The 16,584-nt window shown below is 71.3% G+C and carries 14 protein-coding genes; 8 read left to right on the top strand and 6 right to left on the bottom strand.

The window, feature by feature from the left end; all coding sequences use genetic code 11:
- Positions 1-39 precede the first annotated feature (39 nt).
- The 4 genes from ACWIFB_RS09190 (at position 40) to ACWIFB_RS09175 (ending at position 5,492) form a co-directional block, all read left to right on the top strand.
- Positions 40-1,734, top strand: coding sequence for a hypothetical protein (locus tag ACWIFB_RS09190; RefSeq protein WP_454058064.1), 1,695 nt, complete (start codon positions 40-42; stop codon positions 1,732-1,734).
- Positions 1,735-1,844: 110 nt separating this feature from the next.
- Positions 1,845-3,083, top strand: coding sequence for an MFS transporter (locus ACWIFB_RS09185; RefSeq protein WP_454058063.1), 1,239 nt, complete (start codon positions 1,845-1,847; stop codon positions 3,081-3,083).
- Positions 3,084-3,089: 6 nt separating this feature from the next.
- Positions 3,090-4,562, top strand: a complete 1,473-nt coding sequence (locus ACWIFB_RS09180) for a GH1 family beta-glucosidase (protein ID WP_454058062.1) — start codon at positions 3,090-3,092, stop codon at positions 4,560-4,562.
- 120 nt (positions 4,563-4,682) lie between these two features.
- Positions 4,683-5,492, top strand: a complete 810-nt coding sequence (locus tag ACWIFB_RS09175) for an MsnO8 family LLM class oxidoreductase (RefSeq protein WP_452100655.1) — start codon at positions 4,683-4,685, stop codon at positions 5,490-5,492.
- 67 nt (positions 5,493-5,559) lie between these two features.
- Here ACWIFB_RS09175 and ACWIFB_RS09170 read toward each other — a convergent pair whose 3' ends face one another.
- The 3 genes from ACWIFB_RS09170 to ACWIFB_RS09160 are packed head-to-tail and all read right to left on the bottom strand — an operon-like array spanning position 5,560 to position 7,567.
- A complete protein-coding gene (locus ACWIFB_RS09170; RefSeq protein WP_452098724.1) occupies positions 5,560-6,543 on the bottom strand; it encodes a M56 family metallopeptidase in 984 nt (327 codons plus the stop codon).
- Positions 6,540-6,980: a BlaI/MecI/CopY family transcriptional regulator gene (locus ACWIFB_RS09165; RefSeq protein WP_452098723.1), complete on the bottom strand. Its 441-nt coding sequence runs from the start codon at positions 6,978-6,980 to the stop codon at positions 6,540-6,542. Before ACWIFB_RS09165 ends, ACWIFB_RS09170 begins: the two co-directional genes overlap by 4 nt.
- Positions 6,977-7,567, bottom strand: coding sequence for a hypothetical protein (locus ACWIFB_RS09160; RefSeq protein WP_452098722.1), 591 nt, complete (start codon positions 7,565-7,567; stop codon positions 6,977-6,979). Before ACWIFB_RS09160 ends, ACWIFB_RS09165 begins: the two co-directional genes overlap by 4 nt.
- Positions 7,568-7,712: 145 nt before the next feature.
- Here ACWIFB_RS09160 and ACWIFB_RS09155 point away from each other — a divergent pair, with 145 nt between their 5' ends.
- The 3 genes from ACWIFB_RS09155 to ACWIFB_RS09145 all read left to right on the top strand — a co-directional run bounded on the left by ACWIFB_RS09155 (position 7,713) and on the right by ACWIFB_RS09145 (position 11,272).
- Positions 7,713-8,471, top strand: a complete 759-nt coding sequence (locus tag ACWIFB_RS09155) for a DsbA family protein (RefSeq protein WP_452098721.1) — start codon at positions 7,713-7,715, stop codon at positions 8,469-8,471.
- 7 nt (positions 8,472-8,478) lie between these two features.
- Positions 8,479-9,360, top strand: coding sequence for a cytochrome c biogenesis CcdA family protein (locus tag ACWIFB_RS09150; RefSeq protein ID WP_452098720.1), 882 nt, complete (start codon positions 8,479-8,481; stop codon positions 9,358-9,360).
- Positions 9,361-9,430: 70 nt separating this feature from the next.
- Complete coding sequence (locus ACWIFB_RS09145) at positions 9,431-11,272, top strand: serine hydrolase domain-containing protein (RefSeq protein ID WP_452098719.1); 1,842 nt, start codon at positions 9,431-9,433, stop codon at positions 11,270-11,272.
- A gap of 34 nt (positions 11,273-11,306) precedes the next feature.
- Here ACWIFB_RS09145 and ACWIFB_RS09140 read toward each other — a convergent pair whose 3' ends face one another.
- The 3 genes from ACWIFB_RS09140 to ppk2 form a co-directional block, all read right to left on the bottom strand.
- The gene (locus tag ACWIFB_RS09140; protein WP_452098718.1) at positions 11,307-12,521 is read right to left on the bottom strand and encodes an AI-2E family transporter; all 1,215 of its coding nucleotides are present in this window, start codon (positions 12,519-12,521) and stop codon (positions 11,307-11,309) included.
- Between the two features lie 153 nt (positions 12,522-12,674).
- Positions 12,675-13,718: an enoyl-CoA hydratase/isomerase family protein gene (locus tag ACWIFB_RS09135; protein WP_344988091.1), complete on the bottom strand. Its 1,044-nt coding sequence runs from the start codon at positions 13,716-13,718 to the stop codon at positions 12,675-12,677.
- A gap of 95 nt (positions 13,719-13,813) precedes the next feature.
- On the bottom strand, positions 13,814-14,764 hold the full coding sequence (gene ppk2 / locus ACWIFB_RS09130) for a polyphosphate kinase 2 (protein WP_344988093.1): 951 nt from the start codon (positions 14,762-14,764) through the stop codon (positions 13,814-13,816).
- 124 nt (positions 14,765-14,888) lie between these two features.
- On the opposite strand from ppk2, the gene ACWIFB_RS09125 reads away from it, so the two are divergent.
- Entirely contained in the window at positions 14,889-16,529 is a 1,641-nt protein-coding gene (locus ACWIFB_RS09125) for a GMC oxidoreductase (RefSeq protein ID WP_454058061.1), read from the top strand.
- Positions 16,530-16,584 lie beyond the last annotated feature (55 nt).

The following is a 16,584-nucleotide window of genomic DNA, read 5'->3' as shown; positions in this document are numbered from 1 at the left end:
AGCCCCCACCCGCCGCGGGGATGTGGTTAATGTCACAGCATGGCGCCCAATGACGTGACGATGACGACGACGACAAGACCGCCTTTTTCCCGAGGGTGGGCTCTGACCGCGTCGGCGCTCCTCGCCGTCGTCGTCCTGGTGGTCTCCACCGCGATCGCGCCGACGAGCCAGGCCGGACCGACGACAACCGGTCCCCGGACCTCCGCACAGGTCCCGGCGGCCCAGCCCAGTGGGCCGATCCGCGGTTACATCGACGCCCACGCCCACATCGCCGCCTCCGAGGCATTCGGCGGGGCGCTGCGCTGCGGCCGACCGTTCGCGCCCGGCGGCCTGGCGGAGGCGATGGCAGACTGCCCATCACATTCGGGCACCGGCCACTTCGCGCTGCTCGAGGGCATCCTCGGCGGAACCGACATCCCCGGCGGGGCGCAGGGCTTCCCCACCTTCGCCAGCTGGCCGGCGCACGACTCGCAGCTTCACGAGCAGGCCTACTACACCGGTATAGAGCGGTCGTGGCGGGCCGGGCAGCGCGTGCTCAACAACCACCTGGTCGCCAACCGCGTGCTGTGCGAGATGCTCGTCGGCTCGCCCCACTCGTGCGACGAGATGGACCAGCTGCGCAGGCAGGTGGACTATCTGAACCGCATGGAGGCGCACATCGACGCCGAGCACGGCGGGCCCGGCCGGGGCTGGTTCCGGATCGCCCGCTCGCCGGAGGACGTGCGCCGGATCGCGGGTGAGGGCAAGCTCGCGGTCACCCTGGGGGTCGAGGCCTCGGAGCCGTTCGGGTGCCGCATGATCGACGACGCGCCGCTGTGCACGGCCGAGGACATCGACCGCGGCCTCGACGAGTTCGCCTCATGGGGTGTGTCCACGGTGTTCCCGGTCCACAAGTTCGACAACGCCCTCGGCGGCGCCCGCATGGACGAGGACCTGGCCGGGCTGGCGGTGAACATCGGCAACAAGCTCGCCGCGCAGCGATTCTGGGAGACCCGGCCCTGCACCACCGGCGCCTCCGACCACGCCCAGCCGCTGGCCAGCACTCCCGTCGCGGACGGCCTGGCCGCGGCCTCGTCCGGCGCTCCCGCGGGCGCCGGTCTGCCGGTGTACCCGCAGGAGCCGCTGTGCAACGTCCGGGGCCTGACCCCGCTGGGCGAGCACGCCGTGCGCGGGCTCATGGACCGCGGGATGCTCATCAACCTCGACCACATGAGCGTGGCCAGCGCGACCCGAACCCTCGACCTGGCCGAAGAAGCGGGCTACGGCGGGCTCGTGGTGGACCACACGTGGTCAGACCCGGCACTGAGCCGCCGGATGCACGAGATGGGCGGGTTCACGGCCGCATTCGCCTACCCGCCCGACCCCACCGAGAACTTCGACGAGGGCTTTCTCGACTCCTGGCGCGCCACCACCGCCGGCGCCACCCGGCCGTGGGACGGCTACGGCTTCGGCTCGGACGTCAACGGACTGGCCCCGCTCGCCGAGCCCCGGCCCAGCGCAGCGGCGGACCCGCTGGTCTACCCGTTCACCGCGCCCAGCGGTGAGGTGATGGACCGCTGGCGGTTCGCCGAGCGTGTCTACGACCTCAACGTCGACGGTGTCGCGCAGTACGGTCTGTACGCCGACTGGATCACCGACGTCCTGCACCGCGCCGGGCCGGACCGGGCCGAGCTCGAGCGCCAGCTGATGGGCGGCGCGGAGGCGTGGGTGGCCACTTGGGAACGCGCGAGGTGACCGCCGGCGCCCCGCCGAACCCACCGCGTCGGTCGAAAGCGCCGCGTCGGCCGGACGCGCCGGACCCGCCGACCTCGCCGACTCCGCCTGCTTCGCCTGTTCCGCCTTCCGTGTCGGCCACGTCGGCCACGTCGGTCGAGTCACCTGAGCCCTCGCCGGTTGGGGCGGGGTGGATCGTCGCGCTCACGCTCGGCGTCGTGGCGGTGTTCGCCTCCTGGTTCGGCCCGCTACAGATCCTGCTGCCCGCGCAGACCGATCTCATCGCCGGGCCCAGCGACCGCGAGGGACTGCTCGCGCTGGTCGTGGGTACGGGGGCGGCGGTCGCACTGGTCGCCAACCCGCTCTGGGGGCTAGCCTCCGACCGATGCCGGGGCCGTCTCGGCACCCGTATGCCGGTGGTCTACGCCGGCACCGCTATCGGGGTGATCGGCCAGGTCGTGTTGTTCACCGCGTCCACCGGCCCCCTCACGCTGGCCGGCTGGGTGCTCGTCCAGCTCGGGCTCAACGGCCCGTTCGCCGTGCTGGCGGCCCTCATCGCCGACCGGGTCCCGGTCGCCCAACGCGGGATCGTGGGGTCGTTGTTCGGCGTGGGGCAGATCGTCGGCGTGATCGCGGGGACGGTGGTCGCCGAGTCCGTCGGTGCGGGAGCGGTCGGCTATCTCGTCCTGGCCGTGGCCACCCCGACACTTCTGGTCGCGATCGTCGTGGCCGACCGGACATCGTCGGCGATGACCGGCAGCGTCCCGGCGTCTGTTCCGAGGGACCGCGTTGCGCGCGGTTTCCGGCCCACCCGCGACTACACGTGGGCGTGGCTGCTGCGCTTCCTGATGAACCTCACCAACGCGATCCTGCTCCTCTACCTGTTCTTCTTCCTCGACGAGGTGGTGCAGGCCGACGACGTCGCCGGCTCGGTCCTGATCGTCACCGTGATCACCCTGGTGTTGTCCGCGGTGTGCGCGGGTCTGACCGGAGCCGTCTCGGATCGGTTCGCCCGGCGCCGGGTGTTCGCGGTGGCCGGGGCACTCACCACCGCGGGCGGCCTGATCCTGCTCGCGCTGGCCACCACGATGCCGGTCGTGCTCCTCGCCGCCACCATCCTGGGACTGGGCTGGGGATTGTTCATCGGCGTGGACATGGCGATCATCACCTCCACGCTCGCCGACGGCGCGACCTCCGGCACCCTGCTGGGCGTGGCCAACATCGCCAACTCGCTACCCCAGGTGCTCGCCCCCGCCCTCGCCGCGCCCCTCGTGCTCTCCGCCGCCGGCTACCCGGCCCTGTACGGCGTCGGCGCGGTGATCGCCGTGGCGGCCGCCCTGTGCACCCTTCCCCTGCGATCCGTGAGATAGGACCCCATGCCGACCGACGCCACCGCGCCCGACCGTCCCGTGCCGCGCACCCCTGCCGGCCCCGTACTGCCCGCCGGCTTCCGACTGGGCACCGCCACCGCCGCCGCGCAGATCGAGGGCGCCGCCGACATCGACGGCCGCGGACCCAGCATCTGGGACGTCTTCGCCGCCGAACCGGGCCGCATCCGCGGCGGCGACTCCCCCGCCGTGGCGTGCGACCACTACCACCGCTGGCCCGCGGACGTCCGTGACCTGGCCGAACTGGGCGCGCACGACTACCGCTTCTCGATCTCGTGGTCGCGCATCCTGCCCGCGGGCCGGGGCGAGGTGAACCGCGCAGGGCTGGACTTCTACTCCCGACTCGTCGACGGGCTGCTGGCCGCCGGCATCACGCCCGTGCCCACGCTCTATCACTGGGACCTGCCGCAGGCGCTGCAATCCGAGGGCGGGTGGCTCGAGCGCTCGACGGCGGACGCGCTCGCGGATTACGCCGCGGTCGTGGTGGACGCGCTCGGGGACCGGGTCACGCACTGGCTGACCCTCAACGAGATGAACGTGCACACGCTCTACGGGCACGCCCTCACCGATCACGCCCCCGCGCTGGGCCTGGGCCTGGACTGCCTGCCGGTCGCCCACAATCTCCTGCGCGCGCACGGGCTGGCGGTGGACGCGATCCGTGCGGCCGGGGGCCGGCACGAGGTGGGGGTGGTCCAGCAGCACTTCCCCGTACTCGCCGCGACCGGCGCCGCGGGAGGACCTGACGACGACGACAACGCCGACGTCGCAGATGCCGAGTCCGCTGACCTGTTCCGCATCCTCACCAACTGGACGTTCTCCGATCCGATCCTGCGGGGTTGCTATCCGGAGGACTGGGTGGCCGAGCTCGTCATGACATCCGCGGGGCTGACCGCGCAGCAGCTCGAGCAGGATCTCGTCGCGATCTCCCGACCCCTCGACCACTACGGCGTCAACTACTACGAACCGACGGTGATCGAGGCACCGCGGCCCGGGAAGGACTACTCCGGCGTGCTCGAGGTGGACTTTCCCGAGGACATGCCGTTCCGGCCGGTTCGCATCGAGGGTGTGCAGCGCACGGACTTCGACTGGCCGATCGTGCCGTCCGGGCTCACCGATATCCTCGTGCAGCTCCACGAGCGCTACCCGAATCTGCCGCCGGTGACGATCACCGAGAACGGCTGTTCCTACCACGACGAGCCGGGGCCTGATGGCGCCGTCCACGACGACCGGCGGATCGAGTTCCTGCGCGCGCACCTGGCCGCGGTCGTGGACGCGATCGACCTCGGGGTGGACGTGCGCGGCTACTACGCGTGGTCGGCGATGGACAACTTCGAGTGGGCGGCCGGGTACGCCGAGCGATTCGGGCTGGTCCACGTGGACCACGAGAGCCAGGATCGCACGCGCAAGGACTCCTGGTACTGGTTCCGCGACCTCATCGCCTCGGCCTGCTCCGCGCGCTGATCGCGGCGGTCGGCGTCAGCACGCCGGCGTGGGGTCCAGTGCGCGGTCGCGCTTGCGGGCGTATGCGCGGGCGGCCCCGTGCGATCGTTTCTTCCTCCGCACCCATGCCCGGAGGCAGTGGTGCAGTTCGGGATGCTCGACGCCCTCGCCCCCGGACGCATCGACCTGGGGCTGGGCCGCGCGCCGGGCACGGACCAGGCCACCGCGGCCGCCCTGCGCCGCCATCACGAGGCCAATGACCACTTCCCACAGCAGGTCCTCGAACGCCTCGGCTTCCTGGCCGACGAGTTCCCCGAGGGGCACCCGTACCGCGACGTCCACGCCGAGCCCGGCCGGTGGCAGTCCGCGGAGAACCGGGTCCCTCACACGAGCGCCGGGCCTGGAGTCTGGATCCTCGGCTCCTCGCCGTACTCGGCCCAGCTCGCCGCCGCGCTCGGCCGCCCCTACGCCTTCGCGCTGCAGTTCGGGAACGCGGACGTCGAGTCGGCGTTCCGTCTGTACCGGGAGAACTTCCGCCCGTCCGAGGCCCTGTTCGCGCCGTACACGCTGGTGAGCATCGGGGTGGTGGCCGACGACGACGCGGACGAGGCCCACCGCCAGGCCATGTCGGCCGCCATGGCGATGCTGCGGATGTTCCAGCGCAAGTCCTACAGCCTGCTTCCCGCGGACGAGGTCGAGGCGTACCCCGCGACAGCGCAGGAGCGTCAGATACTCGACACCTACACCCAGCGCTTCGTCAACGGCACCCCGGCGCAGGTCGCCACATCGCTCGAGGCCCTGCACGCGCGGACCGAGGTCGACGAGGTGATGCTCACCGTGATGGGCCCCTCGCGCCGCGGGCAGGCCCGGACCGTCAACCTCCTCGCCGATCACTACGGGATGCCCGACCACGCGGCGCAGGGCGCAGCCGCGTCCGGCCTCGCAGGCTGAACAGATCACGCGGACCGAACAACTTACGGGCTAGAACGCGACGAACAACGCCCGCGGCATCTGCTGCCTAGATACACCCGGTGAGCACCGCGAGCGCGTAGGGGACGTGGACCACGGCGGCGAGCAGGGCCAGCGCGGTCAGGCAGAAGACACTCGCGGTGGCCGCCGCGACCCCGGCCGTGCCGCGTCCCGGCTCGACGAGGTGCCGGATGCGGTCGGGGCCGAGCGCGTGCAGCGCGCCGTGCATCTGCTGGCGATGCGCCCCCGGATGCCCGGTCTGTCCCAGGGTCAACAGCGCGCCGGCCAGCGCCGTGGTGCCGACCTCGCGCCTGGCGGCGTCGTCGGCCGCGATCTCGAGGTAGTGGCCGAGTGCCGCCTCCACGGCGGCGAACAGGGGAACGCGGTGCAGTCGCCCGGTGAGCGTGGTGACGACCGCCGAGATGAGGTGGTGCCGCTGGCGCAGGTGCGCGGCCTCGTGGGCGAGGACCGCCCGCAGTTCGTCGGGGGTCAGCATCCGGACGGCGCTGGTGGAGACCACGATGCCACCGTGCCGCCGGGGCAACGTGAGCGCGAACGGGTGCTCGTCGCCCACGAGGAGCACCCGGTGCCCGTACAGGTCCACCGGCCGCGCGCCGTCCCGGAAGACCCGCGCGGTTCTGCTCGAACGGCGGCGACGACGGACGAGATCACCCGCGATCGCGAAGGCCTGGTAAACCGACACCGCGACCGGCACGGCCAGCAGGAGGGCGACAGGCACGCCGGTGTCCACCCGGTCGAGCCCGAAGGGATCAGCGGCTGCCAGACACTGGCTGCACACGACCGCGGCGTCGCCGGGAAGGATGTCCGGCCCGGTGACGACCCAGGCGAGCAGTGGTGCGATGGACAGGGCCGCCAGCACCCAGGCGACCACGCCTCCGGACAGCAGCGCGACCGCCAGGCGGGGCACCCGCATCAGCGTGGGCGCCGCGTGGCGTAGCACGCGCGGCCCGGCGAGAGCCGGCACGGCGAGGCCGAGGCACAGCACGAACACCAGGAGCAGGATGCCGGTCACGACGCACCTCCACCGCGGCGGTCGAGGAACTCCCGCAGCAGATCCAACTCGTCGTCCGGGATGGTCTCGGCGAAGTGCAGAATCGACGCGGCACGGTCACGACTGCTCCCGAGCGCGTGGGACATCACCGAGGCCACGTGCTGCTCACGCGTGCCGGTGGCCCCGTACACCGTGGAGCGGCCCTCCTTGTGCGGGGACACGAGCTGCTTGCGGCAGAGATTAGTGAGCACCGTGGCGATGGTCGTGTACGCGGGCTCGCCCGGGAGCCGGTCGATGAGCCCGCGGATGGTCGACGGCCCGGCGTCCCACAACATGTCCATCACCCGGGACTCGAGCGTGCCGAGGCGGGGCGCCTCGTCCTGCCGGGACGGCGCTTCTCGACCGCCGCTCCGGCGGGATGCACGCTCTCCTCGAGCCCCTTCGCCGCGACTGCTCATCGGCTCACCTCCTCCACCCGGCCCGACGGTAGTACGCACAGGACCCGGCCACGTAACCGGACGATCAGCGCGACGCCCGTGAGTACGAGGGCCAGCACCGCGAGGACGGGCTGGAACGGAGCGAACCACGTGATGGCGCCCGAGTAGCCGAGCGCGAGGAGGGCGAACTTGTTGCAGACCGGACACCCGACCGCGAACCACGCGAGGAACGCCCCGGCCATGCCGGCCCTGCTCGTGCGCCTGGCCTCGTCGTCGTCACCCCCGGCCCCGCTGGCGGAGGCGCCCGCTTCCCCGGCGCCGTCGCGGACGTAGGTCGCGAAGAGCAGGCCGGCGAGCATCGATGTGACGATCCAGACGGGGTAGTTCCACCACACCGCGGGGATGTCGCGGGTGAACAGCGAGTTGGGGATGAGGACCGTGGCCAGGCCGAGCAGCACCCCGAAGCCGATCGAGACCGCTGCTGCGACCACCCACTGCCGACGGGTGAGCGTGCGGAGCCCCTCGGCCGCGAGCGATACCGATCGCGGCCATGTCGCGACGTGCCGCCTGATCTTCTCCACCGGGCCCGCGGGCTTCGAGAACTGCATGGGGACGATCATGCCACGAGTCGACTAACCGCAATAGTCGACTATGTGCCATAGTCGTTACCGGTTCGCCCGGACGCGACCCGGTGCGACGGCACCGCAGCCTCCGGAACCTCCGCAGAACCGACCCCCGACAGAAGGGCCCGCAGTGAACGCTCCCGTCTCACGCCACACACTGGAGGCGAAGTACCGACGCTCCCGGATCTGGAACATCGTGTTGGGGGCGGTCGTCGCCTTCCTCGGCATCGTGGTGGTTGCCCAGATGCTGCCCGGCCAATCCCCCACCTCGACCACCACTGCGGGAGAGGCCTCAGACGAGACGAACGCTGAGGCGAACGCGAGCGGCGGCGGGGACATGATGTTCGTCAGGCGCGATGCCGACGACCCCAAGGCGATCGGCGACATCGACGCGCCGGTCGTGCTCACCGAATGGGTGGACCTGCGATGCCCCTTCTGCGCGTCGTTCAGCCGCGACACGCTGCCGACCCTCATCGCGGAGTACGTCGACACCGGGAAGGTGCGCATCGAGTTCACCGACGTCGCCTACTTCGGCGAGGAATCGGAGTTCGCGTCGGTCGCCGCGCAGGCGGCGGCCGACCAGGACAAGTACGTCGAGTACCTCACGGCCGTCTTCGACGCCGCGCCCGAGAAGGGTCACCCGGATCTGCCCCGCGAGGAGCTCATCGCCTTCGCCGAACAGGTGGGGATGCCGGACATGGACCGGTTCACCGCAGCGCTCGACGACCCGGAGATCCGGAAGCAGACCGAGGCCGCGACCCTCGAATCGCAGCAGCTCGGGGTGACCGCCGTCCCGTTCTTCGTGGCAGGCGAGACCGCACTGTCCGGCGCGCAACCCCTCACGACGTTCCGCGAGTACCTCGACGAGTCACTCGCCGCGGCGGAGTGACGCCGACATGGACATCGGACTGACCGGCGCCTTCCTCGGTGGCGTCCTCACCCTGCTGAGCCCCTGCTCGGCGATGCTCCTGCCCGCGTTCTTCTCGTACGCTTTCGCGAGCCCCCGCGAGCTGCTCGCCCGGACCGGCGTCTTCTACCTGGGCCTGGCCACCAGCCTCGTCCCCCTCGGCGTCCTGGCCGGGACACTGGGCGCGTTCGTCAACCAGCACCGCTTCACGTTCGTCACCGTCGCCTCGGTCATCGTGATCGTTCTCGGCGTACTCATGCTGCTCAACGTGCCGCTCCCCTTCCGGGGCCGTGGGACCAACACGCAGGGCACCTCCATCACGGCCGTGTACGCCCTCGGCACCGTCTACGGGCTGGCGGGTGTGTGCGCGGGACCGCTGCTCGGCGCCGTCCTCACGGTGGCCGCCGTCTCCGGGACCGCACTGTCCGGCGGGGTCATCGTGCTGGTCTTCGCCGCCGGCATGGCCCTGCCTCTGCTCCTGCTGTCCCTCGTGTGGGGGCGCTTCCCCGCGATCAAACGGCTGATCCGGCCCCGTGAGGTCTCGATCGGGCCCTGGAGCAACACGTGGACCGGCATCATCGGCGGAGTCCTCACCATCGGCGTGGGCGTCCTGCTGTTGGTGACCGCGGGCACCACCGAGCTCACCGGACTGCTCGGCGCCGGCGCCCAGGCCGAACTCGAGGGAGCGGTCCTCGGGTGGGCCGGCGCGATCCCCGATCTCGTCGTCGTCCTCGTGGTCCTCGCGGTGGCCCTCACCGCACTGATCGTCATCCGCGTCTCGCGGACGGAGCCGCGAGTCGCCGCGGACACCCCGTTCCCCGAGGTCTCGCTCCCGGACAAGATCCGCGTCCGGATTGAGGAGGACGCGTGACCGCGGGCCTCGCTGTAGCCGCCCGATGTCCCTCGGCGCATCCGGCGGTTCCGAGCACTAACCTGGGCACATGCTCACTCCCCCGTCACGGGCCCCGCGAGCCGGGCGGATCGCGCCTCTCCGCGCCTCTCTGCCCACCACTCCGCGTGGCCGGGAATCGGGTCGCGTCGCCGTCCGCCGCCGGATGTGGTCACTGACCGCCGGGGGCCTCGTCCTCACCACCGTCGCCGCGTGTGGAGCGCCGCTCCCCAAGCCCGAACCGGGACAGAGTCCGGCCGCCTACTCCGGGCTCGAGGTGGGCGAGGACCGTATCGAGTACGCGATCGGCAAGGTCACCGACATCGTCGAGGAGGAGCTCGAGAAGTCGGGGGTTCCCGGCGCCTCGGTGGCTGTGGTCCACGGCGGCGAGGTGGTGCTGGCCGAGGGGTTCGGGGTGCGGAGCACCGAGACCGGCGAGGCCGTGGACGCGCAGACCGTGTTCCCCATGGCGTCGATCTCCGCGCCGGTCAGCGCGACCGTCGTGGCGGCCGAGAGTGCCCGCGGCGAGGTCGGCTGGGACACGCCGGTCCGCGAGTACCTGCCGTGGTTCGCACTCTCGGACCCGCGGGCGTCGGAGCAGGTCACCGTGGGCGATATGTTCGCGCACCGCTCCGGGCTGCCGGAACAGGCGGGCGGTGACCTGGAGGATCTGGGGTACGACAGGCCGGCGATCCTGCACGGGCTGCGGCACCTGCCGCTCGAGCAGTTCCGAACCTCGTACGCGTACACCGATTTCGGCCTCACGGCGGGCGCGCAGGCGGTCGCGACGGCCGCGGGGGCCCCGTGGGACGAGCTCGGTCGCGAGCTCATCTTCGAGCCGCTCGGGATGAGCGAGTCCTCGTACTCGCACGAGGAGCTCGGCGATCGCGGCAATCGCGCCGTGGGGCACGTGCGGGCCACCGACTCCGACACCGGCTCGGGCGAGGCCGGGAATGACTCCGGGTCCGGGTCTGAACCAGATTCCCTGCCGGGGTCCGAGGCCGGGTGGGTCCCCGCCGATCCCGCGCGCGACCCGGACGCGCAGGCGCCCGCGGGCGGGCTGAGCTCGACCGCTGCAGACATGGCCAGGTGGATGACGATGGTGCTCGCCGACGGCGCCGGGCCCGCCGGCCAGCAGGTGGTCCCCCCGGAAGCGCTGCGGCAGGCGCTGACCCCGCAGGTCGTGTCCTCGCCGCCGCAGTCGGGCGCCGACCGCACGGGCGGTTACGGCTACGGCTTCGACATCGGGACCAGCTCATCCGGCCGCGTGCAGTGGAGCCACTCGGGCGCCTTCACGCAGGGCGCGGCCACGGCGATGCTCATGATGCCCGACCTCGACCTGGGGATCGTCACACTCACCAACGCCGCGCCGATCGGGGTTCCGGAGACGATCAACGCCCGGTTCGCCGACTACGCCCAGTACGGCGACCCCGCGCAACCGTGGGGCGAGCTGTTCGCCACCGAGTTCGCCCCGCTCCGGGTCGGGATCGGCGACCTGGTCTCGGCCCGGCGCCCGGAATCGCCCGCCGCCGCCCCACCCGTGGAAGACCTGCTGGGTGTCTACCGCAACGCCTACTTCGGTGACGTCGAGGTGCGCGAGGCGCGCGGGTCGAGCGACGCGACCGAAGACGGCCGGGAGGACGACGACAGCGTCGCCGGGTCCACGGACACCGGCGCGGCCGCGGACACCGGCCCCGCCCTGGTGCTGACGGTGGGACCCGACCGGCAGTCCTGGCGGCTCGAGCACTGGGACGGGGCCACGTTCGCGATCAGCCCCGAGGGCGAGACCTGGCCGCGCGGCTCACGCGGCAGCGTCACCTTCGACGGCGAGACGATGGCCGTCGACCTCCTCGACGGCGACGGCATGGGCACCTTCACCCGCGTCGAGGACTGAGGCCTCTCCGAATGGCGGGCGGGCCCTGTGGCTCTCAGCGCGCGGCGGCGGTCAGTTTCCGTGCCCGGAGTCTGCCGCGCTTGGAGTCGGCGTCCGGAGTGGTGAGGAAGGTGGACAGCCACGCCATGCGCGGGTCGGCATCCACCAGGAACGCCTTGAACGCCAGGGTGAGCGGGACGGCCAGGATCGCGCCGAGGGGGCCGGCGACGGCCGCCCAGAACACCAGCGACAGGAACGTGACCGTCGGGGTCAGGCCCACCGCGTCGCCGGTGAACTTGGGCTGGATGAAGCTCTGCATCACCAGGTTGATCACGCTGTAGATGGCAACCACCCAGATGGCGTCCCCGACGCCGCCGGTGAGCAGGGCGAACAGCGCGGGCGGAACGAGACCCAGCACGAAGCCGATGTTGGGGATGTAGTTGGTGACGAACGCCAGCACGCCCCACACCAGGGCCAGCGGGACGCCGAGGATCCAGAGCGCGACCACGTCCATGAAGGCCACGATGAGACCGAATGCGGTGGCCACGATCCAGTACGACTTGAGGCCGTCGCCGAACGAGTCGAGTGCGTCGGCCAGGCGGGGCCGGAGGCGGGCGATGGTGGCCCGGCGCCGCGAGACCCCGGGGATGTCAAAGACGAGGAAGGTCAGCGCGATCACCAGGATGGTGAGCTGGCCCCCGGCCGAGGACACCTGGCCCGCGACGTTCTGCAGGGCACCGATCACGGTGGTCGGCGACACCCCGCTCAAGGCCTCGGAAACCTGGTCCTGACTCAGCCCGAACCGGCCGAGGAACTCGATGGACTGTCGGTACATCTCGTAGAACTTGTCCTGATACTGCGGGATCTCCTCCGCGGCGATCCAGAGCGCCCACACGAGCATGCCCACGAGGGCGATGAGCAGGAGATACAGGACCAGTAGGACGATGATCATCCCACCCCAGCGCGGCACGCCGACCCGTTCGAGCAGAGACTGCAGTGGCTGCGCGGCGATCACGAGGTTGAGTGCGAGGAACGCCGGCATCACCATGTGCGAGTGCTCGGAGATGCCCCACAGCACGATGAACGCCGCAGCCAGTGACACGACGGTGACGGCCGCGATTCCCCAGCCCTTGGACTCCTCGTCCGGGGCAGCGATCTCGCTCACGGCCTCGTCGGAGTGCGCCTCCTCACTCGTCGCCGCAGCTACGGATCCACTTTCCTCTGAGTCGGCCGACGACGCGTCTGCGTCGTGACCAGCGATTTCTGACATACGTCCTCCTCGGCCCTGCCACCACGATCGCCCTACGCGCAACGACATTACGCGGTGGCGCACCGCGATCCCCCGCGGCGCGGAACCCCGCCCCGCGGCCGGATGTCCGGCCGCGGGAGCAGTCGCGAGACGCCGCGGAACGCGAGGTCCGGGTCAGGCTCCGGCGAGCGCGGAGCGGATCGCGTCGACGTCGACCGAGTCGAGATCGGCCGGGTCCCACGACGGGGTGCGATCCTTGTCGATCACCACGGCACGCACGCCCTCGACGAAGTCGGGGCGGGCGGTGATCCAGGCGCCGAGCGCGAGCTCGTTGTCCAGGCACTCCCGCAGGTCCGCGGCCCCGGCCCCGGCACGCAGCAGCTCGATGGTCGCGATGACCGACGTCGGGCAGTGCGAGCGGAACATCTCCAGCGTCGCGGTGGCCCACTCGTCCTGCTCGCCGGCCTGCAGCGCGGCCACCATCTCCTGCGCGGTGCTGCGAGAGAAGACATCGACGATGCGGTCGATGTGGGTCTCCACGGCAGATTCTCCCGCCTCGGACCGATCACGGGCGAAACGCTCGAGCGCCGCGTCGAGACCGTCGGTGCCGATCGCGGCGATGAACGCCTCCTGGTCGTCGTTGTCGATCAGGTGGGTGCCGAGTCCGGTGTAGAGGGCGTCGGCTGAGTTCAGACGCACGCCCGTCGTGCCGAGGTAGATCGCCACCGCGAGCCCGCGTTCCCCGCCGCCGCACAGGCGCGGCAGGAAGTGACTCGCGCCGACATCCGGGATGAAGCCGATCGCGGTCTCCGGCATGGCCATCATGACCTTCTTGGTCACGACCCGGTGCGAGCCGTTGATGGAGATGCCGAGCCCGCCGCCCATCGCGACGCCGTGGATCACGGCCACGGTCGGAGCCGGGTTGGTGTGGTACGCGAGGTTCATCGCGTACTCCTCTGAGAAGAACGTCCGGTTCGTCTCGTGGTCGCCGGCCGCCGCCGCGTCGCGCAGAGCGCGGATGTCGCCGCCGGCACAGAACGCCTTCTCCGAGGTGCTGGAGACCACCACGGCCTCGACGGCCGTATCCCCAGAGACCTCGTCCAACGCCGAGTGCAGGGCCTGGCACATAGGCAGGTCCAGCGAGTTCAGGGCCTTGGGGCGGTCCAGGACGATGTGCTGCATCCGGCCTTCGCGCCGGGTGATGACGAATTCGCTCATGGCCCCAGTCTGACAGGCCCGCCGCGACCCGGCGCGGAGATACTAGGAATTCCTAGCTCATCGCCCCCGCCCGGGCGTCCGGGAGCAGCCCGGGGTCAGTCGTCGAGCAGCTGCGAGGCCACATCCGGCACGTAGCGGAACTCCTCGCGCGGTGGCCGCACGTAGTCGGTCTCCTCGGGCCGCTCCGGGATCTCCAGTTTCGGCGGCTCGAGCTTCTCCCACGGAATGGTCGAGAGCAGGTGCGAGATCACGTTGATCCGCGACCGCTTCTTGTCCTCCGACTCGACCGTGTACCAGGGCGCCTCGGGGATATCGGTGTGGACGAACATCGCGTCCTTGGCCCGGCTGTAGTCCTCCCACCGGTTGATGGACTCCAGATCCATGGGAGAGAGCTTCCACCGCCGCATCGGGTCCTTGTTCCGGTCCCGGAAGCGACGCTCCTGCTCGGAGTCCGAGACGGAGAACCAGTACTTGCGCAGCATGATCCCGTCCTCCACGAGCAGCCGCTCGAAGATCGGCGCCTGGTGCAGGAAGCGGCGGTACTCGTCGGTGGTGCAGAACCCCATCACGCGCTCCACGCCGGCCCGGTTGTACCAGGAGCGGTCGAAGATCACGATCTCCCCGGCGGCCGGCAGGTGCTCGATGTAGCGCTGGAAATACCACTGCGTCCGCTGCACCTCCGTCGGTACGGGCAGCGCGACAACGCGGGCGTGGCGGGGGTTGAGGTACTGCGTGAGCCGCTTGATCGCCGATCCTTTGCCCGCGGCGTCGCGCCCCTCGAACACCACCACCAGACGGTTCCCGGTCTCCCGGAGCCACGCCTGCATCTCCACGAGCTCGGCCTGGAGCCGCTTGAGCTCTTTCTCGTACTCCTTCTTGGGGAGCCTCTGGAGCCCACTGGGCAGCAGCTCTCTGGAGTCACCGTTCGCGCCGCCGCCCGCCTTGGCGCTCTTCGTGCTGGTGCCCGTCCTGGCACTCTTCGTGCCGCTGCCGGACGAGGACTTCTTCGCGCCGGACTTCTTGTCGCCGCTCTTCCCGCTGCTCATGGGCCGATCCTACGGGGCCTCAGCGCCTCGTCGACCCCACACGAAGAACTTGACGGTATCCGCGACGACTGTCTAACTTTGCGCGCGGTGACGGCTGTCACCCACCGCCCGAGACGAGGATTCGATGCACCACCTCTCCCGCCGGGGCTTCCTCGGCGCCGTCACCGCCGCCGGCCTCGCCGCACTCACCGCGCATCCCGCCGGAGCACAGCCCACCGGGCCCGCCGGCGCCGCACCGGCCCCCGGGTCCGCCGGCCCGGAGGCCGCCCGCCCGGCCGCCCGGATTCCCCACGCGATCAAAGACCATCGCGTCCTGGTCGTGGGCAGCGGCTTCGGAGGCGGGATCTCCGCATTACGACTCGCGGAGGCGGGAGTGCCCGTCGTCGTCGTCGAACGGGGCCGCCGCTGGCCCACCGGACCGGACGCCACCACCTTCCCCGACGCCACGGCCCCCGACGAGCGCGCCCTGTGGTTCCGCTCCTCCCCCGAGGTCTTCGGCCGCCCCGTCGACCTCCCGCGCTACACCGGCCTCCTCGACGCCTCCGTCGGCGAGAACATGACCTCTGTCTGCGCCACCGGCGTCGGCGGCGGCTCCCTCATCTACCAGGGCATGGCGCTCCAACCCACCGCGGAGCTCTTCCACACCTGGTTCCCCTCCGGCCTCGACTGGCGCGAGCTCGACCGCGAGTACTACCCGCGCGTCGCCCGCATGTTGCGGCTGGCCGAGGCCCCCGACGAGCTGATCGCCTCGCCCACCTACGCCGTCGCGAGCGCCTTCGCCCGGCGCGTCCGCGAGGCCGGCCTGCCGCTGCGCAAGATCCCCATGCCCATCGACTGGGACTACGCGCTGGCCGAGTTGCGCGGCGAGATGAAACCCGCCTACACCAACGGCGACGGCTCGCTCGGCGTCAACAACGGCGGCAAGCACTCCGTCGACGTCACCTACCTCGCGCGGGCCGAGGCCACGGGCCTCGTCGACGTCCGGCCGCTACACGACGTGCGCGCCATGCGGCGGCTGCCCGACGGTCGCTGGGAACTGGACGTGGAGGTGCTCGACACCGCAGGCCGGCTGCTACGCACCCTCGCCCTCCGCGCGCCGACGCTCATCCTGTCGGCCGGGTCGGTGGGCACGAGCACACTGCTCACGCGCGCCGCCGCGACGGGCGAGATCACCGACCTGCCGGACGGGATCGGCAGCGGCTGGGGCACCAACGCCGACCGCATCTACCTGTGGTCCGACCCCACCGCCGGTTTCGGCGCCGTCCAGGGCGGGCCGGTCGTCTACGGCAGTCTCAACTGGGACGATCCGCGCAGCGCGCACACCCTCATCCAGGCGTCCATCCCGTCGGTCGGCGCCGAGATCCACTCCACGATGATGGTCGGTTACGGCGTCAGCGCCGATCGCGGTCGGATCGTGTACGACGCCGCGCAGGACCGCGGCGTGATCAGGTGGCCGGGAGGGGGCGACGACGACATCGTGTTCGGCCACATCGACCGGACCGCACGCCGGATCGTCGGACCGACCGGACATCTCACCGACACCAACACGATGCTGAACTCCACCTGGCACCCGCTCGGCGGCGCGGCGATGGACAGCGTCTGCGACCTCGAGGGGCGGGTGCTCGGCCAGCGCGGCCTCTACGTCGTCGACGGCGCGCTCATCCCCGGCACCACCGCGGCCTGCAACCCGTCGTGGACCATCGCCGCGATCGCCGAGCGGGCGCTGGATCGGATCGTGCGTCACGACGTGGGGGCGGTGGTCTGAGGTCGGCCCGGGGCGGGGGAACGCGAACACTCGCCCCCTGCTGGGGGATACTGTC

The organism is Dietzia sp. NPDC055340 (genome assembly GCF_053645335.1).
This window is presented reverse-complemented; position numbering and strand designations above follow the sequence as displayed.

What these genes read in the sequence shown, in the direction of transcription:
- ACWIFB_RS09125 (WP_454058061.1), top strand. Translation starts at nt 14,889, where the DNA reads ATGCACCACCTCTCCCGCCGGGGCTTCCTCGGCGCCGTCACCGCCGCC.
- ACWIFB_RS09190 (WP_454058064.1), top strand. Translation starts at nt 40, where the DNA reads ATGGCGCCCAATGACGTGACGATGACGACGACGACAAGACCGCCTTTT.
- ACWIFB_RS09145 (WP_452098719.1), top strand. Translation starts at nt 9,431, where the DNA reads ATGCTCACTCCCCCGTCACGGGCCCCGCGAGCCGGGCGGATCGCGCCT.
- ACWIFB_RS09160 (WP_452098722.1), bottom strand. Translation starts at nt 7,567, where the DNA reads ATGCAGTTCTCGAAGCCCGCGGGCCCGGTGGAGAAGATCAGGCGGCAC.
- ACWIFB_RS09140 (WP_452098718.1), bottom strand. Translation starts at nt 12,521, where the DNA reads ATGTCAGAAATCGCTGGTCACGACGCAGACGCGTCGTCGGCCGACTCA.
- ppk2 (WP_344988093.1), bottom strand. Translation starts at nt 14,764, where the DNA reads ATGAGCAGCGGGAAGAGCGGCGACAAGAAGTCCGGCGCGAAGAAGTCC.
- ACWIFB_RS09135 (WP_344988091.1), bottom strand. Translation starts at nt 13,718, where the DNA reads ATGAGCGAATTCGTCATCACCCGGCGCGAAGGCCGGATGCAGCACATC.
- ACWIFB_RS09180 (WP_454058062.1), top strand. Translation starts at nt 3,090, where the DNA reads ATGCCGACCGACGCCACCGCGCCCGACCGTCCCGTGCCGCGCACCCCT.
- ACWIFB_RS09150 (WP_452098720.1), top strand. Translation starts at nt 8,479, where the DNA reads ATGGACATCGGACTGACCGGCGCCTTCCTCGGTGGCGTCCTCACCCTG.
- ACWIFB_RS09165 (WP_452098723.1), bottom strand. Translation starts at nt 6,980, where the DNA reads ATGAGCAGTCGCGGCGAAGGGGCTCGAGGAGAGCGTGCATCCCGCCGG.